Source organism: Mesorhizobium sp. Root695 (assembly GCF_001428185.1).
Taxonomy (GTDB): Bacteria; Pseudomonadota; Alphaproteobacteria; order Rhizobiales; family Rhizobiaceae; genus Mesorhizobium.
Window position 1 is genome coordinate 1 of record NZ_LMHO01000009.1, and the last position, 23,730, is coordinate 23,730.

The following is a 23,730-nucleotide window of genomic DNA, read 5'->3' on the forward strand; positions in this document are numbered from 1 at the left end:
TGCCTCCTGCCAAAATCTCCTGACACAAACTGTCCAAGACACTTCAATCACATAACAAAAAACCCCGCCGAAAATCGACGGGGTTTGTCAGCAGTCTGAAGGCCGGGCGATGCCCGGCCTTTTGTTATACTTTTCCGAGACTTAGAACTTGATCTTGAGGCCACCCGAAATTGCCGTGACCAGATCGTTGCCGAAATCATAGCTGACTTCCTCGCCGGCCACATAGCCGTTTTCGCCATTCACTGTTCCCGAATGGCCGCTGGTCAGCACGCCAATCGCACCGGCCAGACGAACTTCGATATTGGGCTTCGGTGTATAGGCGACACCACCGCCCACAGTCCAGGTATCGGTCTGCGAGCCATAGCCGTGTGAAGTGCCGCGATCCCATGAAAGCTGGCCGGCGGCGCTCCACTGATCATTGAACTTGTGGCCGATGCCGCCGGTGACGGTCCAGCCGTCGCGGTACATCAAATCCAGCGAGGTGATCTGGCCTGAATGCAGAGTATCACCCGTAACGCAATCCGAAGCGGGAGTACCTTGGACACAAATCGGAACACTCTGCAGCAGGCTCCAGTTGACCCACTTGAGCGAACCAAAGGCAAGCCAACCGGGCGCAATGCCCGACTGCAACTTCAATTCCACCGTATCCGGCATGTACTCTGTCGCACCGTAGATCGGGAGCACGACACTGCCAACATGCGTCAGGTCCAGCGTGCCCGAGATATTGTCGAGCTTGACCCGCGAATTGTAGACGAGGCTGGCACGCAGCGCGATCTCAGGGATTTCGTAGGCGATGCCGGCGCGCCACCCCCAGCCGGTGCCTTTGAGATCCACCCGACCGGTTCCCTGGAAATCCGGCACCAGAGGCGATACCAGGTCTTGCTTGAAGCCATAGACTTCCTGGTAATAGACACCGCCAATGAAGCGAACCTGGCCTTTGCCGGCATCCATTTTGTAGGAGCAAGTCGTGGCGTAGTTGTTGCTCTTGATGTCGGTTTCCATGTTGGACTCGGAACCGGCCCACAGACCCGGATTTGTATGTGCGCCCCAAGGCTGGGAATAGTCGAACATACAGTCGACACCCTGGACGATCTGCGCCTTGACGCCGATGCGCGGGACCCAATAGCTCTCGCTGTCCTTCGCCGTGCTACCGAGGAATGTCACATCCCCGTCGTTCGGGTCCGTGTCCACCGCATTCTTGAGCTTGCGCTGCGGCATCACATAGGTCGATTCCGCTTCGGTCGCGAACGGAGCCGGGTCAAACAAAAGATCGATGTCGTAACCGCCGCGCTCCAACCCACCGGCGTGCGCCGTCCCGATCAAAGCCAGCGAACAGCACCCCGCCCCCAGCAGTGCTTTCAGTCGCAGAATAATCATGAGATGTTCTCCCCGAATTCGAGTGCATCAAGCTAGAACCAATTCAGGTTAACGGTGCAATAACGAATTCAAGGGCGTACATGTACGTATTCGCCAGGCGCATTTTCGAAAAAATGCAACCGGGTACAGCAAGGGCGAAAAACGGCCCATGCGGGGGTATCGTCCGAAAAAAAGGAGAACAACCGCCTAAAAAGGCTCGAAAACAGTGCTTTTTTAAGGGCCACGGGCCCCATTGTTACATTATGGCAACAATGGGGCAAAAACTCCCGTTTACGTCAAAATTAACGCAACGGAATGCCGATTTTGGAGGCAAAAAACCGGCATTTAGAGAGGGCTAAAGTCTAGCGAATCTATCCCTCACCCGGCATCACGAACCCGGGTCAACGCCACCGATAGCTTGTCCTGCGCATCGCGGTACTCAGCGAGCTTTTCGCGCTCGGCATCGACGATCTCGGCCGGCGCGCTGGCGACGAATCTTTCGTTCGACAGCTTCTTGTGCAAGCGCGCGATTTCCTCGGTCACCTTGGCCAGTTCCTTCTGCAGCCGCGCCGCCTCGGCGGCAAGATCGATCAGGCTGCCAAGCGGCAGACAGATCGTCGCCTCGTTGAGCACGATCTGCGCCGAACCCTTTGGCGCGATATCGGCGAGCGAGATGTCGCCGATCCGCGCCAGCCGCTTGATCGCGGATTCCTCGCGAACGAGCCGTTCGCGTGTCACAGCGTTGGCGCCGACCACGACCAGCGGTGCGATGGCTGCCGGCGGCACGTTCATCTCCGAGCGCACCGAGCGGATGCCGGAGACGAGGTCGACCAGCCAGTTGATGTCGGCGGCGGCATCCGCGTCTTCGAAGTCCGGTGACGGCCACGCGGCATGACACAGCAGCGACGACCGTTCCTTGCCTTCGCCTGCGGTCTGCGCCCACAGTTCCTCGGTCATGAACGGCATCATCGGATGCAGCAGCTTGTAGATCTCGTCGAGCACGAAGGCGACGCAGGCGCGGCTTTCGGCCTTGGCCGCCTCGTCGGTACCCATGAACACCGGCTTCAGCAGTTCCAGATACCAGTCGCAGAACAGGTTCCAGACGAAGCGGTAGGCAGCGCCTGCCGCCTCGTTGAAGCGGTATGAAGTGATGCCGTCCGTGATCTCTCGCGCGGCCCGCGTCAGCTCGGTCAGGATCCAGCGGTTGACGGCCAGCTTGGCGTCGTTCAGCCAGAATTCGTCATTGCGCGCGACCTCGTTCATCTCGGCAAAGCGCGTCGCGTTCCAAAGCTTGGTGCCGAAATTGCGATAGCCGGCGATGCGTGCCGGGTCGAGCTTCACGTCGCGGCCTTGCGCCGCCATCACCGTCAGGGTGAAGCGCAGCGCATCGGCACCGTATTCGTCGATGAGATCGAGCGGGTCGATGACGTTGCCTTTCGACTTCGACATCTTCTGCCCGTTCTTGTCCCGCACGAGCGCATGCACATAGACGGTGTGGAACGGCTCCTCGTCCATGAAGTGCAGGCCCATCATCATCATGCGGGCGACCCAGAAGAAGATGATGTCGAAGCCTGTCACCAGCACGTCGGTCTGATAGTAGGTCTTCAGCTCGGGCGTCTCATCGGGCCATCCCAAGGTCGAGAACGGCCACAGCGCCGACGAGAACCAGGTGTCGAGCACATCCTCGTCGCGGGTCAGGATCTCGCCCGGCTTGTAGTTCTCGAGCTTGTCCTCGACCCAGGCCTTCCATGGGCCTTCCAGTGCCAGATAGTATTCGATCGCCGCGCCAAGGGCCTCTTCCTCTGTCTTCTCGACGAAGACGCGCCCGTCCGGCCCGTACCAGGCCGGGATCTGGTGACCCCACCACAGCTGGCGCGAGATGCACCAGGGCTGGATGTTCTCCATCCAGTCGAAATAGGTCTTTTCCCAGTTCTTCGGCACGAAGTTCGTGCGGCCTTCGCGCACCGAGGCAATCGCCGGCTTGGCCAGTTCCGCCGCGTTGGCATACCACTGCTCGGTCAGGAACGGCTCGATCGGCACACCGCCGCGATCACCATGCGGCACCGCGTGGCGATGTGGCTCGACCTTTTCGAGGAAGCCGCCCTCTTCCATCAGCGCGACGATCTTCTTGCGCGCAACGAAACGGTCGAGGCCGTCGAGTTCATCCCAGACCGCCTGGCGCTCCGGCGTCACCTCGAGGCCGGCAAGGAAATCCTCATTTTCCCTGAGGCTCACCGCCGCCTCCGTGGTGAGGATGTTGATCGCCGGCAGCTTGTGGCGCTTGCCGACCTCGAAGTCGTTGAAGTCGTGCGCCGGCGTGATCTTCACCGCTCCCGAACCCTTTTCCGGATCGGAATACTCATCCGCCACCACAGGAATCCTGCGGCCGACGATCGGCAGAACGATGTTCTTGCCGACCAGATGCCGGAAGCGCTCGTCGTCAGGGTGCACGGCGACGGCCGTGTCGCCCAGCATCGTCTCGGGACGAGTCGTCGCCACGGTGATGAAGGTTTTCGGATTTTCCGGGTCGAAGACCTCACCCTCGATGGGATAGCGGAAGTGCCAGAGATTGCCGTTGACCTCCTGCTGCTCGACCTCGAGATCGGAGATCGCGGTCAGCAGCTTGGGATCCCAGTTCACAAGGCGCTTGTCCTTGTAGATCAGCCCTTCCTTGTAGAGCGTGACGAACACTTCGAGCACGGCCTTGGACAGGCCTTCGTCCATGGTGAAGCGTTCGCGTGACCAGTCGGCCGAAGCGCCGAGCCGCTTCAGCTGGTTGAAGATCGCGCCGCCGGATTCGGCCTTCCACTCCCACACTTTCTCGATGAACTGTTCGCGGGTAAGGTCGCGGCGATGGATCTGCTTCTCCATAAGTTGACGCTCGACCACCATCTGCGTGGCGATGCCGGCATGGTCCATGCCCGGCTGCCACAAGACGTTCTTGCCGCGCATGCGCTCGAAGCGCACCAATATGTCCTGCAGCGTGTTGTTGAGCGCGTGCCCCATATGCAGTGAACCGGTAACGTTCGGCGGCGGGATGACGATGGTGAAGGCCTCGGCCCCCTCCTCCGCCCCGGCACCGGCGCGAAACGCGTCGGCCTCTTCCCATACTTTGGCGATCTTCGGCTCGACGGTTTTTGCGTCGTAGGTCTTTTCAAGCATGGGAAAATGGTCCGCGCTGTCGGGAGTTTTGCTGGTCCGGTGTAAATCGGAAGGTATTGGCCAAGTCAACCGCAAGGGCTGTCTTGGACACTCGACGTCAAATAGGCGTGACCATGAACATTTCAACGGGACAAGGCGGCAACGGGCCGTTCCGCCAGACGTTGCGAACCGAACCGTCGGGCGCCCGCACGTTCATCGTCAAGGATCCCGACGGAAACCTCATCTGCTTCGCCACCAGCGCGAACTGACCTCACCGACGAGAAACGGCGCCACGAAGGCGCCGTTTCTCCTGGGCAATCGGTATGGGGAACTACTACGCCCCGCGCGCCACGCGCTCGATCTCCTCGCGCACCAGCCTTTCGACCAGTGTCGGCAGATTGTTGTCGAGCCAATCCTGCAGCATCGGCCGCAGCATCTCTTCTGCCATCTCGTCGAATGTCTTCTTGCTGCGGCTGGCAAACGCATCGGAGAGCTCACCAAAGGCGGCGGCGACCTGCCGGCCGGTGTGCTCGGAAACGATCGCCGGACGCGGCGCGTCGCTGGCCGCCACCGGCCGCAACACGCTTGCATCGGGACGAGACGGCTCGATGACCGGGTCCGTGGCCGGCTCGTCCCTGAAATTGTCCACCGGCGGCTGGGCAACCGACTTGCGTGCCTCTCCCCTGTCCGGCACCGCCCTCGCCTGCTCGCCAACCGCGGCGATCTCGCGCCGCCAGTCGGCGACGGGGGCGTCGGTGGCAAGGACAGGACGCGGTGCTGGTGCGTCGACAGTGGCCGGCTCGGCCGCAACACGGGCGCTGACCTCGGCAAGTGTCATCGATGGCCTTGCCGGGGTGGGATCGGGGCGCACCGGCGTTTCCATGCGCGCGATCACCGGCTCGACCGCCGGTAACTGTCCCTGGACTCCCGCCAGCGTCACCGGCTTCCTGACCTCGGGAGCCGCATGCAGGTCGGCACGAAATGCTTCGACGTCGGGGGCTGCGGCGGCGTTCGACGCCGGCTCCAGATCCTGGAGCAGTTCATCGGCATCGCCCGGCTGCTTGCGGCCGCCGTCGCTGTCCTCGATGATCCGCCTGATGGAAGCCAGTATCTCTTCCATGGAAGGTTCGCGCTGTGCGCTGCTTGCCGTTGCCATCGTCACATCCGCCGCCTTTGTGACCCCTGTGGGTTTCCGCTCCGGCAAAGCCGGATCGAATCATGGCGACAGCGTAACCGACGGAGCGCCGCACGAGAATCCCCAATCTGGGGACTTGTGGGATTTCAACAGATTAGCGCGATCCCGAACACAAGAGCAGCGGGGCAAAAAAAGCGCGCTCAAACGGGAAGACGGCAAAGTCCGGGCCGAACGCCCTCAGCGGCCGTCCGGCGTGCGCAGGCCGTACCACTTGTCCTTGACTGCGTTGTAGTGCTCTTCAGGCTTGTATTTTGTCACCTGCAGGCCAAGGCGATCGACGGACAGACGACCTGTCGCCTGCAGGATGGCGTAGCTCGCCACCACCACATCATGTTCAAAGCCGGCCTGGTTGATCTCGGCGGTGATGACCGTTGCCTGTGCGTTGAGGACATCGAGCGTGGTGCGCTGGCCGACATTGCGTTCTTCGATGACGCCGCTCAGTGCCAGCTTCGCTGCCTCGATCACTTGCCTGTTGGCCGCGAGGCTTTGCTGCGCGGCGGTGTACTCGGTCCAGGCGGCGGTGACGGCCTGGCGGACCTGGTCGCGGCTGACGTCGACCTCGATGCGGGCCTGACTGAGCGATTCCTTGTCCTGGCGCACGATCGCCGAGGTGCGCCCACCGGAATAGATCGGGATGGTCAGCGTTGCCCCGACACTGGCCGAATTTGTCGTGCCGTCCTGCGAACCGACGCCCGGCAAGGGCGAGGTATTGCGATAAGCGCTCGAAACGCCAGCGGATGCCGACAGTTGCGGCAGCAGCGCACCTTCGGCCGACTTCACCGAAAACGCGGCGGCATCAACCAGGTGCTGGGTGGCAAGGATGGCTGGATGCTCGTTCGAGGCCACCCCGACAGCGGCGGCAAGGCTCGACGGCAACAGCTTTGCCACCGGCGAAGCGCCCTTGAGCTTGCCCGGTTCGTCGCCGACGATCTGGCGGTAGAGTGCCGCACTTGCCAGTGCCTGCGCCCGGGCAGCACTCAGCGATGCCACGGCGGCGGCCCTCGAAGCGTCGGCCTGCGCCACGTCGGTGCGTGTGCCTTCGCCAACCTCGAAGCGCGAACGTGCCGCGCGCGCCGTTTCGGTCAGGAACTGCAGGTTCTGCTCGGTCAGCACGGCGATCTGCCGGTCGCGAATCACGTTCATATAGGCCTGAGCAGCGCTGAACAGGATGCCCTCTTCGGTGTTGCGCAGGCTTTCGACCGAAGCGCGGACCTGTGCTTCGGCGGCAGCAACATTGTTCCTGGTCTGAAAACCATCGAACAGCGTCTGATTGATCTGGACGCCAAAATTGCCGGTGGTCAGCCGCACGCTTGAGTTGGTGCCGTTGAGATGGCTGCTGGAGTAGTCGATATTCGCCGAGCCGGTGACGGTCGGGCGCCAGCCCGACTTGGCGATGGCGACGCCCTCATCGGTGACACGAACGCCGGCACGGGCCGAATTAAGCGAAGAATTGTACTGATATGCCTTTGCAAGCGCGCCGGAGATGCTTTCGGCCGAAGCGGCCAGTGGGGACAGCATGGTCGCCGAAACGAGGACGGCGGTGAAAAAAGACTTGCGTACAGACGGCACGGTTAAACCCTCATTCGTTTCCATGGGAACTGCGCCGCGCCAGCTTCTCCTTTGAGCAGCTGTAGCGGCGTGTTTCATGTTCCCTGCTGCTCAGCCCCAAAGTGCCCCCAGTCTGGGATCAGCAATGATCGTTCAAATGCAAGCGACCATGACAACGCCTCTCCTGCAAGGCAAAATCATTCAGAATTCGAAGGCACGAATGCGTTCGAATCCCGGTAGTGGCTTAATTGCCGCATTAAACGCGCGTCTTCCGGTTACAACCCCCCCCGCTTTGAAAAAAAGTCGGGCCACGCCGGAATTGCCCTGTCCTTCGACGGCGACGAGTCGGCCACCTTCGGCAAGCTGGTCGAGCAGCGGGGCCGGCACTTCCGCGACGCTGCCGCCGACAAAGATGACATCATATGGAGCCTGGGCTGCATGCCCTTGCGGCAATACCCCCTGGACAACGGTCACATTGCCGCAGCCAAGCGACGAAAGCGTCGATCTGGCGGTTTCGGCCAGCTCCGAATCGCTTTCGAGCGCGACCACGGATCCGGCCAGCCGCGACAGGATGGCCGAGGCGTAGCCCGTGCCGCAGCCGACATCGAGCGCCGAATCGGTCGGGTTGATCTCGGCCAGTTGGATCAGCTTGGCCAGCGGCGAGGCTTCCATCAGGTAGCGCGCGCCGTCAGCGCCTGCGGCAATGCGGATGTCCTCGTCGATATAGGCGAGATCGCGCTGGGCGGCGCCGACAAAGACCTCTCTTGGGACGACAAGCATGGCGTCGATCAGCGGCGCGCTGGTCACATCGGTGGTGCGAACCTGACCATCGACCATTTTGACGCGAAGCTCGGAGAAATCAGCGCTCATGTCCCAACCAATCCGCTTGCCGCGCCAGAACCGCGGTTCATTATGTCAGGAACTTCAGGCCCCAGCGCTGCTGCGCGGGGGCCCGGGCATTGGAGGCCTCGCCCGGAATCGAACCGGGGTGCAAGGATTTGCAGTCCTCTGCGTAACCACTCCGCCACGAGGCCTCGTTGCTCCCGGCGTTCCACCCGGTTCCAATAGGTTGCGGCGAAAATGCCGTCAAGCGGCCACCGTGCATTCCGAACGGTTTCCTCGGCGCGAGTGCGGACAGCATCCGTCAAATCCTCATTACCCAGGCAACACAACGGCATATTAGCCGATTGTTAAGCATGACCAACCGCCGGAAGAAACGCATCAACGGCCCACGCGTTGAGCACGCCAGGAGGCAAAGCGATGCACCAGGCAACTGTGGTAAAGGACAAGAACGCGCCGTCCGGCCTGTCCCTGTCGCGGTGCGGAGAGCTTTTGCACCACGCCATCGACCGCCTATCCATCGAAGGTGCGAGCAGCCTTTCGCCGCACGACCGGGCAAGGCTTGCCTCGGCCGCGGCGATTCTCAAGCAAATCCACGATGCATTGGAAGAGCACGCCAGCCGCTGAAGCGCGCCACCTTGCGCTAACGACGTCAATCCGGTCGGCGGCGCCGTTCCCACCAGACGACAAAGCGGCGTCGGTGGCGCCGAACCATGGCGAATTCATAGGACAGCACCAGCAATCCGAGCGGAACCATCCAGAAGCCGAGGATCGGCAGGAAACCGAGGATGCCGCCGATGGTCAGCAGGAAACCGATGGTGATTCTGAGTCCGCGCGAGCGCGGCATTTTGAACTCACGCCCGAAAACCGAGATTTTTCGCGCCGGCATCTGGTTGTCCTGTGCTGTCATCGTCTCGAAAGATTGACCCGTTTTGATCGTTCAGGAGCATCGTTAAACCAAGCCGCAGCCGCGCATTCGGTTCCCTACCCCCTGCCAAGACGGCTAATATGAGGGCATCCATCGACGATTGCGAGAAACGCCTATGCGAAAAAGCCTCGGAAAAATGCGAAATGCTTCTTTGCAAAGCCGAAAAGGGCAGCTATAGGCTGCGCCACTCACATAAGAGCCTCCGTTCCCCGGTAGCTCAGTGGTAGAGCAACCGGCTGTTAACCGGTTGGTCGCTGGTTCGAATCCGGCCCGGGGAGCCACTTCAGATCAAAACTGCGAACGCCGCTTACACGCGGTTCCACTCCCGAGCCCCCCTGCTCCGTGGCAAGCGCCTGCAGGAGTTTGATTCTGGAGCCAGTGATCCGAATTTCGGCATCTCCCACTTCAATCCGCTGCACTAGCGCCTGCACGTAGTGACGGCTGAACCCATTATCCGTTCGAATCTTCTTTCGCGCCTCTGAGCCGAACCGGTGAAGCAACTCCGGCGTAATCGTGGTTTCCCCGCTTTCCGTGCGCACTTCTGCACGCTCAGCGTCGGCACGCGCAGCGTCTCGGGCTTGCTTCAGCTCACCGATTCGCCCTTTAAGATTGGAATCACCCAAATCGGCGAGGCCATTTTCGATCGCCTCGTACAATCGCGTGAGCTTGGCATCGGCGTCCGCAGCCTGCCTCTTCAGCTCGGCGACTCGGCCCTTTCGCCGCTCTGCTTGCTCGTCGCGCCGCTTTATCAACCCCGACAGCAGCTCTTCCAGGCGGGCTGGCTCCAGTAGCCGATCCTCCATATAGGCAACGACCTTCGTATCGAGTTCCTCCATGGGGACAGTGCGTCCTCGGCATCCGGTCTTTCCCTGACGCGCTGCCGTGCAGCAGGTGTAGTAGCGATACTGTTTCCCCCTTCCCGATGTACGCAGGGTCATCGCCCCACCACAGTCAGCGCAGAAGCAGACGCCACCGAGCAAGGTGCCTCCGCTCACGAATCGGGGCGCTTTCAACTGCGGGCTTCGGGACCGCATCATTTGCTGGACCTCGGCAAACTCCTCAGGGTCGACGATAGGCTCGACGATCACTTCAACCACCTGGTCGTCGGGGTTCTGCTGTTTCTTGCGCCAACTGGCCACGTTGAAGCGGTGGCGTCCAATGTACGTCTCGCGCGTCAGAATTTGATGCACCGCGCCAACACCCCACCGTCCACCGGTCTGGGTCCGAATGCCTCGAATGTTCAAGAAGTCAGCGACCTGCCTCGCCCCCATGGGTCCGTTTCCCGCGCCAATGCGCGCGAGGCGGAACATCAGGCGGACGGTATCGACTCGTGCGGGATCCGGTTCGATCTTCTTCTTCGTCCGCGAGCCGCGCTGCTCGGCAGCGACGATCCTGTAGCCATAGGGCGCGCGGGAGCCATTCCAATAGCCCTGCCGGGCATTCTCACGCATAGCTCGAAGCGTGTGTTTGGCGTTTTCCTTCGACTGATACTCGTCGAAGAGCGCCATGATCTGGCGCATCATCACACTCATCGGATCGTCACCGAGATCCTGGGTGGTGGATGTTAGCCGGATGCCGTTCTTCGCCAAGCGGCGCACATAGAACTCAAGCTGAAACTGGTCGCGGAAGAAGCGCGAGAATGAATGCACGATAATGAACTCGAACGGAGCCGGCTTTTGCGCCGCTGCGTCCATCATTCGTTGAAACTCCGGGCGGCGGTCGTCTGTAGCCGATGCGCCGGCCTCCACGAACTCCGCAACAACGGATATTCCCTTCGCTGTGCAATAGGATTGGAGCTGACGTCGCTGATCGGGAATCGAAAGATCGTGCTCGGCTTGCCGACCAGTCGAAACTCTTAGATACAAAGCCGCGCGCCCTGATGAAGGCAAGGCGTTGATCACCGTGAGGGTCATGTGACACCTCCCTTTTTAGAATTGTTATGTTTGGCGCAACAGTTCGTCCAACAACGCCCCGAATTGAACCTCGAAGACATCGAGTTCGACGTCAGTGACCGGGACTCGGTCCGGCCAGTCATCGGAGATGTTGAGGTCGCGACCATCTTCGGCAACACGTCCTGCGCGGCGCCGACGCCGTGCATCCGGCACACTGCTACCGCGGGCGTAGTCATAGAGATCGAGATGGCCTTGCCAGGCAGGCGATGGAAATATGTTGTCGCGCATCGCCCCATTGTGCCGACTATCGGCACAAAATTGAACCGCGCCAGACGATTATCGGCAACTTCTAAAGCGCAATGACGGACGCCCGCTGCGGTATTCAACCATCTTGGCGGATTGCGTCGCACTTCAGCGTAGCGCAATAACCGGGAAATGGCTCGCCGGTCCGGTACATGTTGGAATCTGCCCATCCGCCGCTCCGTTTCCTCTATCAGGCTTCATCTCTCTGGAAATAATACCGGGAACAAACGCAATCTCTGCCGCTTCGGGAGGAATATCTGTCAACCTCGCGCAGGGGGCTCCGTGGAAAACGCGGCGATGATCGCCTCGAGCGACACATTCAACGTGTTGGAAAAGGTTCTGCCCTTCTGCCAAATCGCAACGTAGTGATAGAGCGCGGACGGCTCCACTGGCCTTATTCCCAAGTGAAACGCCGCGTATTCGCGCGCAATGATCTCATTGGTTATCGAAATGCCGAGGCCAGCCGAAACGTATCCGGCTTCGTGACCGTTGCAATCGAATTCCACCAATATGTTTGGCTCAACGCCGGCGAATCGCAACGCGTTGAAGTTCATTTGGTGGGCCGCGAACTGGGGATCGATATCGACGATCGTTTCGCCTGCCAGGTCGTGAGCCTCGATACCGGCCTGTTTTGAAAAACGGTGGTCGGGATGAAAGATGCATACGTTTCGTGCCGATCCAAGCGGCGCCCACTCAAACAGGCTTGGATCCAGGGGCAGTCTCGAGATTCCAATATCCGCCCGGCCGGCCAGGATGTGCTCGCCGATCTGCTCGTAGCTTCCCGAAATCGAGCGGACATTCGACGCGGTCTTTGCGTGGATGATCGCCACGACCTTGGGCAAGGTCACGAAACCGAAAACAGAAGGCGCGGCAATCGCAATCCTCTGCTTTTCCTCGTTCTTCATTGCGAAAATCGACGCCTCCAGCCGATCCAGGGACGTCAGGGCAAGTTCTACGTTTCGCAGGAGTTCCCAGGCCTCCTGCAAGGGCACGATGCGGTTGGCCGACCTCTTGAAGAGTGTGATGCCGAGCGTGCTCTCGAGTTGCTTCACATGTTGACTGACGGCAGGCTGGCTTATCCCGAGCGCAACCGCTGCTCGCCTTGTCGAACCGGCCCGCAAAACTTCTCGGAAGACTTTCAACTGACGGAGCTTGAGGTCGCTCTGTAGCAACTCCATCCCTGCGCTCCATTCCCTGATAACGCCCACCTGGGAAGGAAGCGGATAACCGCCAACCTGGGGAGCAACGAACCGCCTCAGTATATAACGGCACGTTATAGATAAAAGAATAAAAATTATAGATTGAGTGTGTAATTTCAAGTGCTAGAATTAGCAAATATCTCAAATTAACTCCAAATTACCAATATAGCAAATCGCAACCTTGGGTTATACGACTTGGTCTTGGCGATAAAGACCGGCGTATCCTGCGGTAATTGCGAGTCGAGGAAAGCGCCCCATGGGTGGTTTTACTACTCAGTTTGTTGTCGCGCTCACCGTGACCATAGGCCTGGCTCTTGTCAGCGGCTGCCTGGGTACGGCATTTGGTTTGTTTCTGGCGATTTCGAAGGGCACGGCCCTACCCCGCGTCAACGCAGTCGTCACGGCCTACACGACTGTGGTCCGGGGTGTACCAGAACTTCTCATTATCCTGCTCATCTACTTCGGCGGAACGACGCTCGCCAGCAAGATCGCCGGCCGGTATGTCGAGGTGAACGCATTCACCGCAGGCGTTATCGCGCTCTCGGTCGTTTTCAGCGGTTATGCGACCGAAGTGTTTCGCGGCGCGATTGCGGCTGTGCCTGCCGATCAAACCGAAGCGGCAAAGTCGCTTGGGCTGAACGCCTGGCAACGCTGGGTGTTCGTCATCGGACCGCAGATGCTGCGGCTGGCGCTGCCGGCCTATGGCAATCTCTGGATTTCGCTCTTCAAGGACACCGCGCTGGTCTCGATCGTCGGCCTGACCGACATCATGCGCGTCGCGTATGTGGGGGCCGGATCCTTGCGCGCACCATTGACCTTCTACCTTGCGGCCTCCGCTCTCTATCTCTCGCTGACCACCGTCACGCTGCTGTCGATCCGGCTGGCTGAGCGACGCTATCCGGCACTCGGCCGGTAGGAGGGAGCGACCCATGAACCTCGGCTTGATGCTTGACGCAATGGTTGTCCTGCCTTCGGGCGTCGGTCTCACATTGACCCTGACGGTCTTGTCGCTGACGGCCGGATTTCTTGTGTCCGTGCCGCTGGCCTTCATCCGCGCGTTTGGACGTCCCAGCCTCTCGCTTGCGGTGCTCTCATACACCTATGTGATACGCGGCACGCCGATGCTGGTTCAACTCTTCCTGCTCTACTACGGCCTCGCTCAGATCGAGGCGGTGCGAGCCAGCATCTTCTGGGTGATCCTGCGGGATCCTTTTTGGTGCGCCCTTTTGACATTTTCGCTGAACAGCGCGGCGCACACCACCGAGATCCTGTGCCGCGGTCTCCAGTCCGTGCCCAAAGGTGTCACCGAGGCAGCCACGTCTCTCGGCTTGAAACGCTTCCAGATCGCTCGTCTGGTCACCTTCCCGATCGCTTTCAGAATATCGCTTCCGGCCTACGGGAACGAGGTCGTGGGGATGATCAAGGGCTCGTCCCTTGCGAGCACCGTAACGCTGCTCGAAATCACCGGCATGGCGAGACAGATGGTGTCGACCACGTTTGCACCGTACGAGATCTTCATCGTCGCCGGAGCGATCTATCTGTCGCTGACATCGATTGCCGTAAAAGCGATCCAGCTCCTGGAGCGATGGCTTTCGACCGACGGCCATCCGGTGCGACGTCGAAAGGCGCGATTGCGCCCCGCCCTACCTGACCCAGAAATCACGACGCCCCTGCCCTGACCCGCGGGTCTTTCGGCAGCCCTTTCCATCTTAACCAACGAAGAGGTGCATCATGCGCATACCCCTGGCTATTGTTGTTTCTATCGCATCCCTGATGTCGGCATACCCGGCGAGCGCGCAAAGCGAGCGCGTCATTTCGATCGCCTCCGAAGGTGCTTCGCCGCCCTGGGACAGCACCGACGCGAACGGTCAACTCTACGGTTACGATATCGATGTTGGACAGGAGCTGTGCCGTCGCATCCAGATCAAATGTACCTTCGTCCCGCAGGATTGGGACGGGATCATTCCGGCACTGCTTGTCGGAAAGTTCGACGTGATCATGTCCGGCATGGCGATCACGGAAAAACGCAAGCAGAAGATCGCGTTCTCAGTTCCCTACGCCACCGGCTTCAACCAGTTCGTTGTGCGCAAGGACCTGGGTCTCGACGCCGGTGACACCAAGGAGAAGGTCAACCTCTCGACCATCGGGGACAAGGAAAAAGCGACCATTGAACGCCTCAGATCGACACTCGCCGGCAAGGCGATCGGGGCCTTGCGCTCGTCGAATTCGGAAGCCGTCGTGAAGGAAATGCTGGGCGATGTCGTGACCATCCGCAGTTATGACAGCCAGGACAACATGAAGCTCGATCTTGCCGCGGGTCGCATCGACGGCGGCCTCGCCGACTACTTCACCTGGCGGGATTTTCTGGAGACGCCTGCCGGCTCGGATGTGGTGTTTTTCGGGCCGGAACTGAAGGGCGGGCTCTGGGGGCCAGGCGTCGGCGCCGGCATGCGCAAGGACGATACCGAACTGCTCACCAAGTTCAACGCAGCGATCGACGCCGCCACCAAGGATGGGACGATCAAGGCGCTGAGCCTGAAATGGTTCAAGAGCGACATCTCGCCTGCCGTCTCGCAATAAGCGGCGACCGACTTCCACATTGACGTGGCGCTGGCCGAAACGCCGGCGCCCTCCCCTCCTTCAAGGCGAGCCCCATGAAAGACCAATTCTGTGCGGTCGTTACCGGCCAATCCCTGATCAAACACGATATTCGTGACGTCAAAGACGAACGCTTCATCGCGGTTAAGGACTTCCTGCGCCAAGGCGACGTCGTCTTCACTAACTTCGAGTCGACGATCCTCGGCAAGCACGGCGGGTGGCCGACCAAAGGCAAATACTTCGGATATTCCAGGGCTGAAGTGCTCGACGCATTGCAGGCCATCGGTTTCAACGCGCTTGCGCTCGCAAACAATCACGCTTTCGATCTCGGCGCTGGCGGCATCCTCTCGACGCTGGACGAGGTGGAAGCGCGCGGCTTCCTCCATGCCGGCATCGGAGCCGACGAGACGGAGGCCAGGAAACCGGGGCGCCGCCGGCTGGGCGCGCGAGAGGTCGCGCTTCTTGCGATGGATGCAGGCCCCGGCCCGACCAACATGTATGCCGAAGACCGCACGGCCTTCCGGCCGGCTCGGCCGGGCGTCAATCGTCTGAACACCTTTCGCAAGATGGGGGTGCCGGACGGACATTTCAGCAGACTGGCAAGACTGGGCGCGCATTTGCAAAGCTCGCCCTTTGAACTGGCCAACTATGCGCAACCGGAGGACCCTGTAGAGGTGGCAGCCGGCAAGGAGATCAATTTCTACGGCACCGTGTTCACGCAAGCCGCCGATTTCGGCCGCATGATCGAAGTCGATCAGCGGAGCGCGAGTGTCCATCTGTCCGCCATCCGGCATGCGGCGGCACAAGGCGATTTCGTCATCGCCTATCTGCACCACCATCATTGGGAACCAGGTTGGCAGGACGTGCCGCGCTGGGTGCAGACCTTCGCCCGGATGTGCATCGACGCCGGCGCGAACCTCTTCGTCAGCCACGGCGCTCCAGTGCTGCAGGCCGTGGAAATCTACAATGGCTCGCCGATCTTCTACGGTTTGGGGAATTTCCTCTTCCATGTGCACCCCGACGAAACCGAATGGGATCCACCGGAGGTCTGGCAAAGCATCGTCGCCGCGTGCCGCTATGATGCGCGCGGAAACCTTGCGGGAATAGATCTCCTGCCCGTCGTTATCGGCGCGGAACCTCAGTCCCTCGGATCAGCGACGGGCAGACTGGTGCCCGTCGCTGTGACGGGAAGCGCGGCCCGAGACATCCTCGAGGGATTCGCGACCCGCTCGCGGGCGTTCGGCGTCGAAATCGAAGTATCCTCGACTTGCGGCCGCATCGCCCTGCCCGCTGCCCGAAAATTCGGCTGACGGGCACGGCCGGCCGTCAGACGGTCTTGCATTCGGCCGGCGCGGATTCGCCGGCCGTTTCGCTGTCCGCCTCTGTGTCTGGCAGGGCCAGTTCTTCTCCTAGCGCTGCGATCAGGGCCGAGACGCGACCGCGCACTCGCGGCGGAAGCTTCACCAGTCCCTCGATCAGGCGCCGCCCTTCCGCGCTGGCAATGAAATCCAGGCGTTCATCGACCGGGAGGGGCCGCGCCTCGACCCGGGCCTCATCGTTTCCGGGCAGGCCTTCGAAGAAGCGGCCGACAGGTACGCCGAGCGAGCTGGCGATCTCGTAGAGCATCGACGCGCTCACGCGGTTCCTCGCGTTCTCGTATTTCTGGAGCTGCTGGAAACTGATGCCGATGGATCGGGCAAGCTGGGCTTGGGAGACGTCCGATTGGACGCGAACGGTCGCAATCTGCCTGCCGACATGTTGATCGGCGGGATGAGGGTCACTCTCGATCTTTGGCTTCGTCTCTATCCGAAGGAGGATGGAGCGTTGCGGTTTCAACAAGGCCGTTCGATGCTCCATTAGTCAGCCGGGATTGTAGTTTTCGCGTACGCTCCGGGTTTTTCGACCGACGTGACTGAAAGTCGAATCGCCATTTAATATACCTTATAGGGTGCAAAATGACCCTATAGGTGGCAAACAATATCGGCCTGCCGATTGTGGACCCATGGTCAGTCCACGACAGATTCGAGCCGCACGAGCATTGCTTGGTTGGTCGCAGCAGGAGCTTGCCGACAAGGCAATCGTGTCGCTGAATGCGCTGGTCCGGTTGGAAAACGGCAAGGTAGATTCCCGGATCAGCACTCTCCAGGCCATTGAGGCGGCTCTGATAAAAGCGGGTGTCGAATTCTTGTCCGCTGGTCAAAAGGGTGAAGGTGTACGGCTCTTAGATCCTCTGGTTTGAATGTCCCGTTCGCGGAAAGACAGGTTCTAGCAATTGCAATTGCCCCAAGTACCCCCTCCTGCGGATGACGAGAGGCAAAGTCGTGGTATTGTCGGAATCAGCCATGATCCGAACTTCTGACAGCGCGGTTGTGGTCAGGTCGATCAAAGTCTTCCTGCACCTTGATCGGTCGTAGCACGCGCTATGCATGTGCACTGCACGTGCTTTGTTATGCATTTTTTCTGCGCCAAGTTCAAGCCGAAAAGCGACAATGATAAAAAAGCCATTCACAACGCGTTTGGACCCATCTGTGCTAGCTCTGGCTGAACAACTCGCAGAGTCCGAACGTCGGTCGATAACCGCTGTCATTGAGCTCGCATTGATCGAGTATGCGGAACGTCGTGGTGTTAAGGCGCGAGACGCCGAAAAAGGCGGATAGCTGCGTCGCGCTCGGAGGTTCGGTTTACGACAGCCCGACCGCCAAAAGGCGGTCACGCTCCTGTCTTTCAAGTAAAACCTGTGTGGCTACTCAATTTATTGCGGCACTTATGCTTTAGGCATAAGTTCAGTGCATGGCGAACGCAAATCCACCTCTCTCATCCACGGTTGAAACGATATTCACTGCATTCCTCAAGCAGCTTGAAGCCGACGAGACAATTCCAAAAGACGCGATTAAGAATTTGAGGAACACGCTCGAAGGGCAAAAGCTGGACGCGGAGAGTCTCCGCAAAGCGCTGTTTCCGCCGACCGAGCCCAAATAATGATTCGAATCAAGCAAATCGAGATCGTTGAGTTTCGCGGTATCCGCAGCCTCACGCTATCTCTCAACGGCAAAAGCTTTGGAATCGCGGGGCCGAACGGAACCGGCAAGAGCGGGATCGTTGATGCTATTGAATTCGCACTGACAGGTAACATCACGAGGCTGGGCGGCTCGGGAAGTGGCGAGTTGAGTGTGAAGGCGCATGCGCCTCACGTTGATTCCAAAACGAAGCCAGAGAACGCTCTCGTCCGGATAACCGCGCTCGCGCCGTCTCTAGGCAAGGAGATCGTGATCGAGCGCAGCGTCAAGAATCCGACTACTGCCAACATAACCCCTGATGAGCCCAAGACGCGTGCACTCCTTGCACGTCTTGCAACGCATCCAGAGTTCGCGCTGTCGCGCCGGGAGATCATCAAATACATCCTTACGCCAGCGGGTGACCGTTCGAAGGATGTCCAAGCACTGCTTCGCCTGGACCAGGTCGAAAAGGTTCGCGTGTCCCTGCAAAAGGTGGCCAACGACGCCAAGAAGGAGGCTATTCGGGCAAAAGCGGAAGATGGTCGCGCCCGCGATGACCTTTGGCAGCATCTAAAGGTCAGTGCCCCGAAAAAATCGGAACTGCTGGCTGCGGTCAATGAGCGCCGTGCGCTTCTCCAACTTGAACCTCTGGTCGACCTTACAGCTGACACTTCGATTAAAGCGGGTGTCGCCTCAGCCGACGTGGATCAGCCAAAGCGGCAGCGCCTCTCCAAAACGCAGACACTTTCGGACCTCACGCTGCATGAGCAACGACTTTCAAAACTCAGCGACCCGGAGATGAAACAACAGCGCGACAAGGCCGTCGCGGCTTTGACCAAGTTCACTACCGATCCTGAGATATTGAGAAGCTTCAGGCAGAAGGTGTTGATCGAGCAGGGTTTGGAATTGATCGACAGCGATGCCTGCCCGCTATGTGATGCGGCTTGGGACCAGGAGCATCTCAAAAACCATCTTGCAGAAAAGGTCGCACGAGCGTCCACCGCTTCGTCGATCCTGGACGAATACAATCAGGCCATCCAGCCTATCGTTGAACGCCTCGATCACGCTGTCGGCGCCGCGAAGAAAATTGAGCAGGCATGCGGAAATGTCGAACCCAAGATCGATTCAGCCGCCATCGCCTCCTTCTCTGCAACTTGTCTGACCGATCGCTCGGCGATCCAGCGAGTTCTCAATGACCCCGCAGGCCTCATTGAAGCTGTTGCGGTCCTTGGCAGGATTGGCGCAGTCCCACCGAACGAGGTCGCGAAAGCGGCTGATGATCTGAAAAAACTTGCTGATGCCCTGCCTGACCCATCCGTCGAGGAAGCAGCGAAGGACTTCCTCATCGTTGGCCAAGAGAAGCTTGACCGATTGCGTGCAGTCGCAGCTGAAGCCGAGACGGCGAAATCACGGGAGACATTGGCAGCTAACGTATCAGAGCAGTATGGCGCTGTCAGTACGTCGGTACTGGAGAAAATCTATGACGACGTCCAGACGGATTTCACCGAGTACTACAGCTTCGTCAATCGGGACGACGAGGAGAAGTTTGAGGGCAAGCTGACGCCGTCAGTTGGCAAGCTCGCCTTCGACGTTGATTTCTACGGACGGGGCAAATTTCCTCCAGGTGCGTACCACAGCGAAGGCCACCAGGACGGAATGGGATTATGTCTCTATCTTGCGCTGATGAAACACATGCTCGGCGACGATTTCACGCTCGCGGTGCTCGACGATATCCTGATGTCGGTAGACGCAGGGCACAGACGGGAAGTCTGCGCCCTTCTAAAAGCCAAGTTTCCCAAAACGCAATTTGTGCTCACCACGCACGATCCGGTTTGGCTGCAGTTCATGCGGACAGAAAACCTCATCCAGGGCAACATCAGCTTTGGCGGGTGGACGGTCGATACGGGGCCGCAGGTCTGGAGCGAGGGTGATGTGTGGAAGCAGATCGCCGACAAGCTGGCGAAGAACGATGTCGCCGGCGCGGCTGCTACGTTGCGACGCTATCTTGAATACATCTCGACCATCCTGGCCGACAATCTGCGGGGCCAGGTCGTCTACCATGGCAATGGCCAGTATGACCTGGGCGATCTCTGGCCCGCGGTCATCAAGGCGTGGAAAGACCGATTGCAGGAGGCAAAGGACTCGGCTGTCTCTTGGGAAATGAACGTTGCCGACATCGAGGTGATGCAGGCCGATGCCAAAAAGAAAATAGCAGCCACCCAGTCCGACCAGTGGATGATTAACAAGGCGGTCCACTACAATCAGTGGGCCAACCTCACGTCGAAGGAGTTTGCCAGCGTCGCCTCAGCATTTCAGGATTTCCTGAAATCGATGCAATGCCCGGCTGCTGCTTGCACTGAATTCCTATGTGTCTCGCCCGCGAAGGGTGAAAGGGAAGCGCTTCGTTGCGGATGTGGGACCAAAAACATCAACCTGAAATCCAACAAGTAGCGTGTCTTGACGCATGGAAAGATCGGCAGGTGGCCCGTTCCGATCCGACCGCGCGCCGCTAACCATGCCGATGAGCGCTATCTTGCAGCTAGGGCGTTGCCCAAACCCGTCTCGACTGCTCCACTCGGCTCGCGCGAATCTACTCACTTGGGACGGGCGCATCTAGCGTGGAACTTATGTTGCGAGCATTGGCGGAACAATCTAATTATACACTGTATTAGGGTGTACATCACGCGAGAGTATTATGAAATCTGAGTATGGAGAGGATATTGTGAGGGCGAGATCCTTCGATCCAGGCTACGTTGCCGTGCCTATGCGGGAGCGTGAGAGCGCCATGAAGGAAGCGGACGCCAAGGGCGCCCCTGCAATCGTTGGTTCCAATCTTCACCCTACGCTGGTCTGAGCGATGGCGCAGGTTGGAGGCATGCGCCTATCGTGGAATGAGATTCGAGCTCGGGCGGCTCGCTTTGCGGACGAATGGAAAGATGCCCATTACGAGAAGGGTGAAACTCAAACCTTCTACAATGAGTTTTTCGAGATTTTTGGCGTCACACGCCGCCGAGTTGCGAGCTTCGAGGAGCCGGTAAAGAAACTCGGGAAGGATCGTGGCTTTATCGATCTCTTCTGGAAGGGCCTTTTGCTCGTCGAGCAAAAAAGCGCTGGAAAGAATTTGGTCAAGGCGAAGGCTCAGGCCCTCGATTATTTCCCAGGCTTGAAGGAAATCGAGCTACCTCGTTTCATTCTTCTAAGCGATTTTCAGACTTTCGAACTGTACGATCTTGAGCAGGACAGCGAGGTTAAATTCTCTCTCTCCGAGCTGCCTCGGCACATCGAGAAGTTCGGTTTCATCTTAGGCATTCAAACCCGTACCTTCCTCGACCAAGACCCAGTTAACATCGTGGCGTCGGAGCTTATGGGAAAGCTCCACGACGCTTTGAAAGCATCAGGCTATGACGGGCACGATCTGGAACGGTTTCTGGTGCGCGTCGTGTTTTGCCTCTTTGCTGACGATACCGGCATCTTCGAACCTAGAGGTATTTTTCAAGACCTCATTGAGCAGCGAACCCATGAAGACGGCAGTGATGTTGGACAATGGATCAGCCATCTATTCGATGTCCTGAATACGCCGCCGGACCGACGCCAAAAATCTCTCGACGAGGATCTCACCAAATTTCCATATATTAACGGCGACCTCTTCGCAGAGCGCTTGCCGATACCGGCCTTTGACGCAGCAATGCGCGGGCGGTTGGTCGAGGCTTGTGACTTCTTCTGGGATGCGATCTCCCCGGCAATTTTCGGGTCGTTGTTTCAGTCTGTCATGAAGAAAAAGGAACGCCGCGCTGTCGGCGCCCATTACACGACCGAAAAGAACATCTTGAAGGTCATCGAACCACTCTTCCTAGATGATCTTAGGGCGGAGTTTACGCGACTGAAAGCGCGCCGGGACACCGGCCGTACAAACGTGCTCAAGGCGTTTCAGGACAAGCTCGGAAGTCTCAAGCTGATCGATCCAGCCTGCGGCTGCGGGAATTTTCTGATTATCGCCTACCGCGAACTACGTGCATTGGAAATTGAACTGCTCCGTGAGCTGAACCCGAAGGGACAGCGCGTTTTCGATGTTTCCTCGCTTTCAAAAGTGAATGTGAATCAGTTTTACGGCATCGAAATCGGAGAATTCCCAGCACGTATCGCAGAAGTCGCGTTGTGGATGATGGACCACATTATGAACAACCGACTCTCTCTTGAGTTTGGCGAAAACTATGCCCGGATTCCTCTCGAAGTTGCGCCCCATATTCACCACGCCGACGCGCTCGATACGGATTGGGCCGATGTGCTGCCGCCCGCGGAATGCTCTTACATCTTAGGCAATCCTCCGTTCATTGGATTCGTCATGCGCGGTGCGCACCAGCAGGACCAAGCAACGGGACTGATGAACAGGCTCGGCGCTTCTGGATCTAGGCTCGACTATGTAGGCGCCTGGTTTTTAAAGGCCGCCGAATACCTACAGGAATCACGAGCGCGGATCGGTTTCGTTTCCACAAATTCTATTACCCAAGGCGAGCAAGTGGCCGCGCTTTGGCCCGCTATTTTCGGAAGGTACGGCCTTGAGATCGCCTTTGCTCATCGCACATTTGCTTGGGGATCTGATGCGCGCGGTAAAGCACACGTCCACTGTGTAATTATCGGCTTGACCCGTCGAGACGACGAAGTGCCGGAAAAGCGTCTCTTTTCATATCACGACACCGACTCGAATCCGGACGAGACTCTCCATAAGAGCCTGTCTCCCTATCTTTTTGATGCGTCAAGATTGGCCAATCGTCACCTGGTCGTTCAGCGGACTCGCCGCCCGCAGGGGGGCGTGCCAACCATACGAGTCGGCTCCAAGCCAGTTGACGGCGGATACCTAATTATGAGCGGGCCCGAGCGGGCAGCTTTTATTCAGGCAGAGCCTGATGCCGCCGAGCTGGTTCGGCCCTACGTCGGTTCCAATGAACATATCAACGGCGGTGACCGATGGATTTTGACATTGCGAGGTGTGGGGCCGAACCGTCTGCGAAGTATGCCGCTGGTGATGGACCTCGTGGAGAAGACGAGGCGATACCGGCTTGGTCAGTTACCCCCTCGCGACGATCCTGAAGGGGAGAACAAGACGGCCAGTGCATTGTCCAAAAGTCTAGCCAGCACGCCGACAGAGTTTCACGTTACGGTCCTTCCCACTTCCTCCTTCTTAGCGATCCCGGAGGTGAGTTCCGAACGTCGCGAGTATCTTCCTGTCGCCTGGTTAGAGCCACCCACAGTGCCAAGCAATAAACTCTTGATCGCGACCGGCGTTGAACTCCACCATTTCGGGCTAATCGTCTCAAAGATGCATATGGCTTGGGTGGCGTTTGTGGGCGGGCGGCTCAAGAGCGACTACCAATATTCGCCCGGCATCAACTACAACCCGTTTCCCTGGCCGGCGCTCGACAACCAGACGAAAACGAAAATCGATCTTCTTGCTCAAGCGGTGTTGGATGCTCGCGCCGCGCATCCGCAAGCCTCGCTCGGCGATCTCTATGATCCCGACGTAATGCCTCCTCTGCTGCGTAAGGCTCACCGGGCACTCGACGCCGCGGTCGATCGCTTATTTCGATCCTCACCGTTTGTAAGTGATCGAGAACGAGTGGAGCACTTGTTCGCATTGTACGAGAGCGCCATAGCGCCGCTTACGACGAGAGCACGAGCTAGCACCGGTCGTAAGCGCGTAGCAAAAAAGGCAGCCGGATAAATCAGCCGCTAACTC

Annotated in this window: 19 protein-coding genes, 2 tRNA genes and 1 pseudogene; 11 read left to right on the plus strand and 11 right to left on the minus strand. The window is 59.0% G+C overall.

Annotation, left to right across the window (positions count from 1 at the left end; all coding sequences use genetic code 11):
* Positions 1 to 141: 141 nt before the first annotated feature.
* Together ASD99_RS10520 and ASD99_RS10525 are read right to left on the minus strand one after the other, a co-directional pair.
* Positions 142 to 1,377 (minus strand): OmpP1/FadL family transporter, encoded by a 1,236-nt coding sequence (locus ASD99_RS10520; RefSeq protein WP_056581968.1) that lies wholly within the window; start codon positions 1,375 to 1,377, stop codon positions 142 to 144.
* A gap of 357 nt (positions 1,378 to 1,734) precedes the next feature.
* Positions 1,735 to 4,518 (minus strand): valine--tRNA ligase, encoded by a 2,784-nt coding sequence (locus tag ASD99_RS10525; RefSeq protein ID WP_057143520.1) that lies wholly within the window; start codon positions 4,516 to 4,518, stop codon positions 1,735 to 1,737.
* A gap of 113 nt (positions 4,519 to 4,631) precedes the next feature.
* On the opposite strand from ASD99_RS10525, the gene ASD99_RS33240 reads away from it, so the two are divergent.
* Positions 4,632 to 4,766, plus strand: coding sequence for a VOC family protein (locus tag ASD99_RS33240; protein ID WP_413813929.1), 135 nt, complete (start codon positions 4,632 to 4,634; stop codon positions 4,764 to 4,766).
* Between the two features lie 65 nt (positions 4,767 to 4,831).
* Here the strand turns inward: ASD99_RS33240 and ASD99_RS10530 are convergent, their stop codons facing one another.
* The 4 genes from ASD99_RS10530 to ASD99_RS10545 all read right to left on the minus strand — a co-directional run bounded on the left by ASD99_RS10530 (position 4,832) and on the right by ASD99_RS10545 (position 8,274).
* Entirely contained in the window at positions 4,832 to 5,653 is an 822-nt protein-coding gene (locus ASD99_RS10530) for a PopZ family protein (RefSeq protein ID WP_056581962.1), read from the minus strand.
* Positions 5,654 to 5,869: 216 nt separating this feature from the next.
* Positions 5,870 to 7,261, minus strand: coding sequence for a TolC family outer membrane protein (locus tag ASD99_RS10535; protein ID WP_056582372.1), 1,392 nt, complete (start codon positions 7,259 to 7,261; stop codon positions 5,870 to 5,872).
* Between the two features lie 180 nt (positions 7,262 to 7,441).
* Positions 7,442 to 8,110 (minus strand): protein-L-isoaspartate O-methyltransferase family protein, encoded by a 669-nt coding sequence (locus ASD99_RS10540; protein ID WP_057143521.1) that lies wholly within the window; start codon positions 8,108 to 8,110, stop codon positions 7,442 to 7,444.
* A gap of 90 nt (positions 8,111 to 8,200) precedes the next feature.
* Positions 8,201 to 8,274: transfer RNA gene (locus ASD99_RS10545), tRNA-Cys, on the minus strand.
* A gap of 226 nt (positions 8,275 to 8,500) precedes the next feature.
* On the opposite strand from ASD99_RS10545, the gene ASD99_RS10550 reads away from it, so the two are divergent.
* Positions 8,501 to 8,707, plus strand: coding sequence for a hypothetical protein (locus ASD99_RS10550; protein WP_056581956.1), 207 nt, complete (start codon positions 8,501 to 8,503; stop codon positions 8,705 to 8,707).
* 25 nt (positions 8,708 to 8,732) lie between these two features.
* Here ASD99_RS10550 and ASD99_RS10555 read toward each other — a convergent pair whose 3' ends face one another.
* A complete protein-coding gene (locus tag ASD99_RS10555; RefSeq protein WP_056581953.1) occupies positions 8,733 to 8,990 on the minus strand; it encodes a hypothetical protein in 258 nt (85 codons plus the stop codon).
* 224 nt (positions 8,991 to 9,214) lie between these two features.
* Here ASD99_RS10555 and ASD99_RS10560 point away from each other — a divergent pair.
* Both ASD99_RS10560 and ASD99_RS34630 read left to right on the plus strand, forming a co-directional pair.
* Positions 9,215 to 9,289, plus strand: a tRNA-Asn gene (locus ASD99_RS10560).
* Between the two features lie 210 nt (positions 9,290 to 9,499).
* Positions 9,500 to 9,799 carry a hypothetical protein gene (locus ASD99_RS34630; RefSeq protein WP_244497684.1) on the plus strand — a complete coding sequence of 100 codons (300 nt, stop codon included), beginning with the start codon at positions 9,500 to 9,502 and terminating at the stop codon, positions 9,797 to 9,799.
* A gap of 21 nt (positions 9,800 to 9,820) precedes the next feature.
* Here the strand turns inward: ASD99_RS34630 and ASD99_RS34635 are convergent.
* The 3 genes and pseudogenes from ASD99_RS34635 to ASD99_RS10575 form a co-directional block, all read right to left on the minus strand.
* A pseudogene (locus ASD99_RS34635) lies at positions 9,821 to 10,921 on the minus strand (recombinase family protein); the annotation flags it as partial.
* Positions 10,922 to 10,945: 24 nt separating this feature from the next.
* A complete protein-coding gene (locus ASD99_RS10570) occupies positions 10,946 to 11,188 on the minus strand; it encodes a hypothetical protein (RefSeq protein WP_057143522.1) in 243 nt (80 codons plus the stop codon).
* 275 nt (positions 11,189 to 11,463) lie between these two features.
* Positions 11,464 to 12,381, minus strand: coding sequence for a LysR family transcriptional regulator (locus tag ASD99_RS10575; RefSeq protein WP_057143523.1), 918 nt, complete (start codon positions 12,379 to 12,381; stop codon positions 11,464 to 11,466).
* A 277-nt stretch (positions 12,382 to 12,658) separates the two neighbouring features.
* Between ASD99_RS10575 and ASD99_RS10580 the strand changes: the two genes are divergently transcribed.
* The 4 genes from ASD99_RS10580 to ASD99_RS10595 all read left to right on the plus strand — a co-directional run bounded on the left by ASD99_RS10580 (position 12,659) and on the right by ASD99_RS10595 (position 16,310).
* Complete coding sequence (locus ASD99_RS10580) at positions 12,659 to 13,318, plus strand: ABC transporter permease (RefSeq protein WP_057143524.1); 660 nt, start codon at positions 12,659 to 12,661, stop codon at positions 13,316 to 13,318.
* A 13-nt stretch (positions 13,319 to 13,331) separates the two neighbouring features.
* Positions 13,332 to 14,081: an ABC transporter permease gene (locus ASD99_RS10585; protein ID WP_057143525.1), complete on the plus strand. Its 750-nt coding sequence runs from the start codon at positions 13,332 to 13,334 to the stop codon at positions 14,079 to 14,081.
* A gap of 52 nt (positions 14,082 to 14,133) precedes the next feature.
* Positions 14,134 to 14,982 carry a transporter substrate-binding domain-containing protein gene (locus ASD99_RS10590; protein ID WP_057143526.1) on the plus strand — a complete coding sequence of 283 codons (849 nt, stop codon included), beginning with the start codon at positions 14,134 to 14,136 and terminating at the stop codon, positions 14,980 to 14,982.
* Positions 14,983 to 15,056: 74 nt separating this feature from the next.
* A complete protein-coding gene (locus tag ASD99_RS10595; RefSeq protein WP_057143527.1) occupies positions 15,057 to 16,310 on the plus strand; it encodes a CapA family protein in 1,254 nt (417 codons plus the stop codon).
* 16 nt (positions 16,311 to 16,326) lie between these two features.
* On the opposite strand, the gene ASD99_RS10600 is transcribed toward ASD99_RS10595, so the two are convergent.
* Positions 16,327 to 16,839 (minus strand): helix-turn-helix domain-containing protein, encoded by a 513-nt coding sequence (locus ASD99_RS10600; RefSeq protein WP_244497685.1) that lies wholly within the window; start codon positions 16,837 to 16,839, stop codon positions 16,327 to 16,329.
* A 163-nt stretch (positions 16,840 to 17,002) separates the two neighbouring features.
* Here ASD99_RS10600 and ASD99_RS10605 point away from each other — a divergent pair, with 163 nt between their 5' ends.
* The 3 genes from ASD99_RS10605 to ASD99_RS10620 all read left to right on the plus strand — a co-directional run bounded on the left by ASD99_RS10605 (position 17,003) and on the right by ASD99_RS10620 (position 23,715).
* Positions 17,003 to 17,239: a helix-turn-helix domain-containing protein gene (locus ASD99_RS10605; RefSeq protein WP_032909948.1), complete on the plus strand. Its 237-nt coding sequence runs from the start codon at positions 17,003 to 17,005 to the stop codon at positions 17,237 to 17,239.
* 739 nt (positions 17,240 to 17,978) lie between these two features.
* Entirely contained in the window at positions 17,979 to 20,447 is a 2,469-nt protein-coding gene (locus ASD99_RS10615) for an AAA family ATPase (RefSeq protein ID WP_057143529.1), read from the plus strand.
* A gap of 424 nt (positions 20,448 to 20,871) precedes the next feature.
* Complete coding sequence (locus ASD99_RS10620; RefSeq protein WP_057143711.1) at positions 20,872 to 23,715, plus strand: class I SAM-dependent DNA methyltransferase; 2,844 nt, start codon at positions 20,872 to 20,874, stop codon at positions 23,713 to 23,715.
* Positions 23,716 to 23,730: the final 15 nt, after the last annotated feature.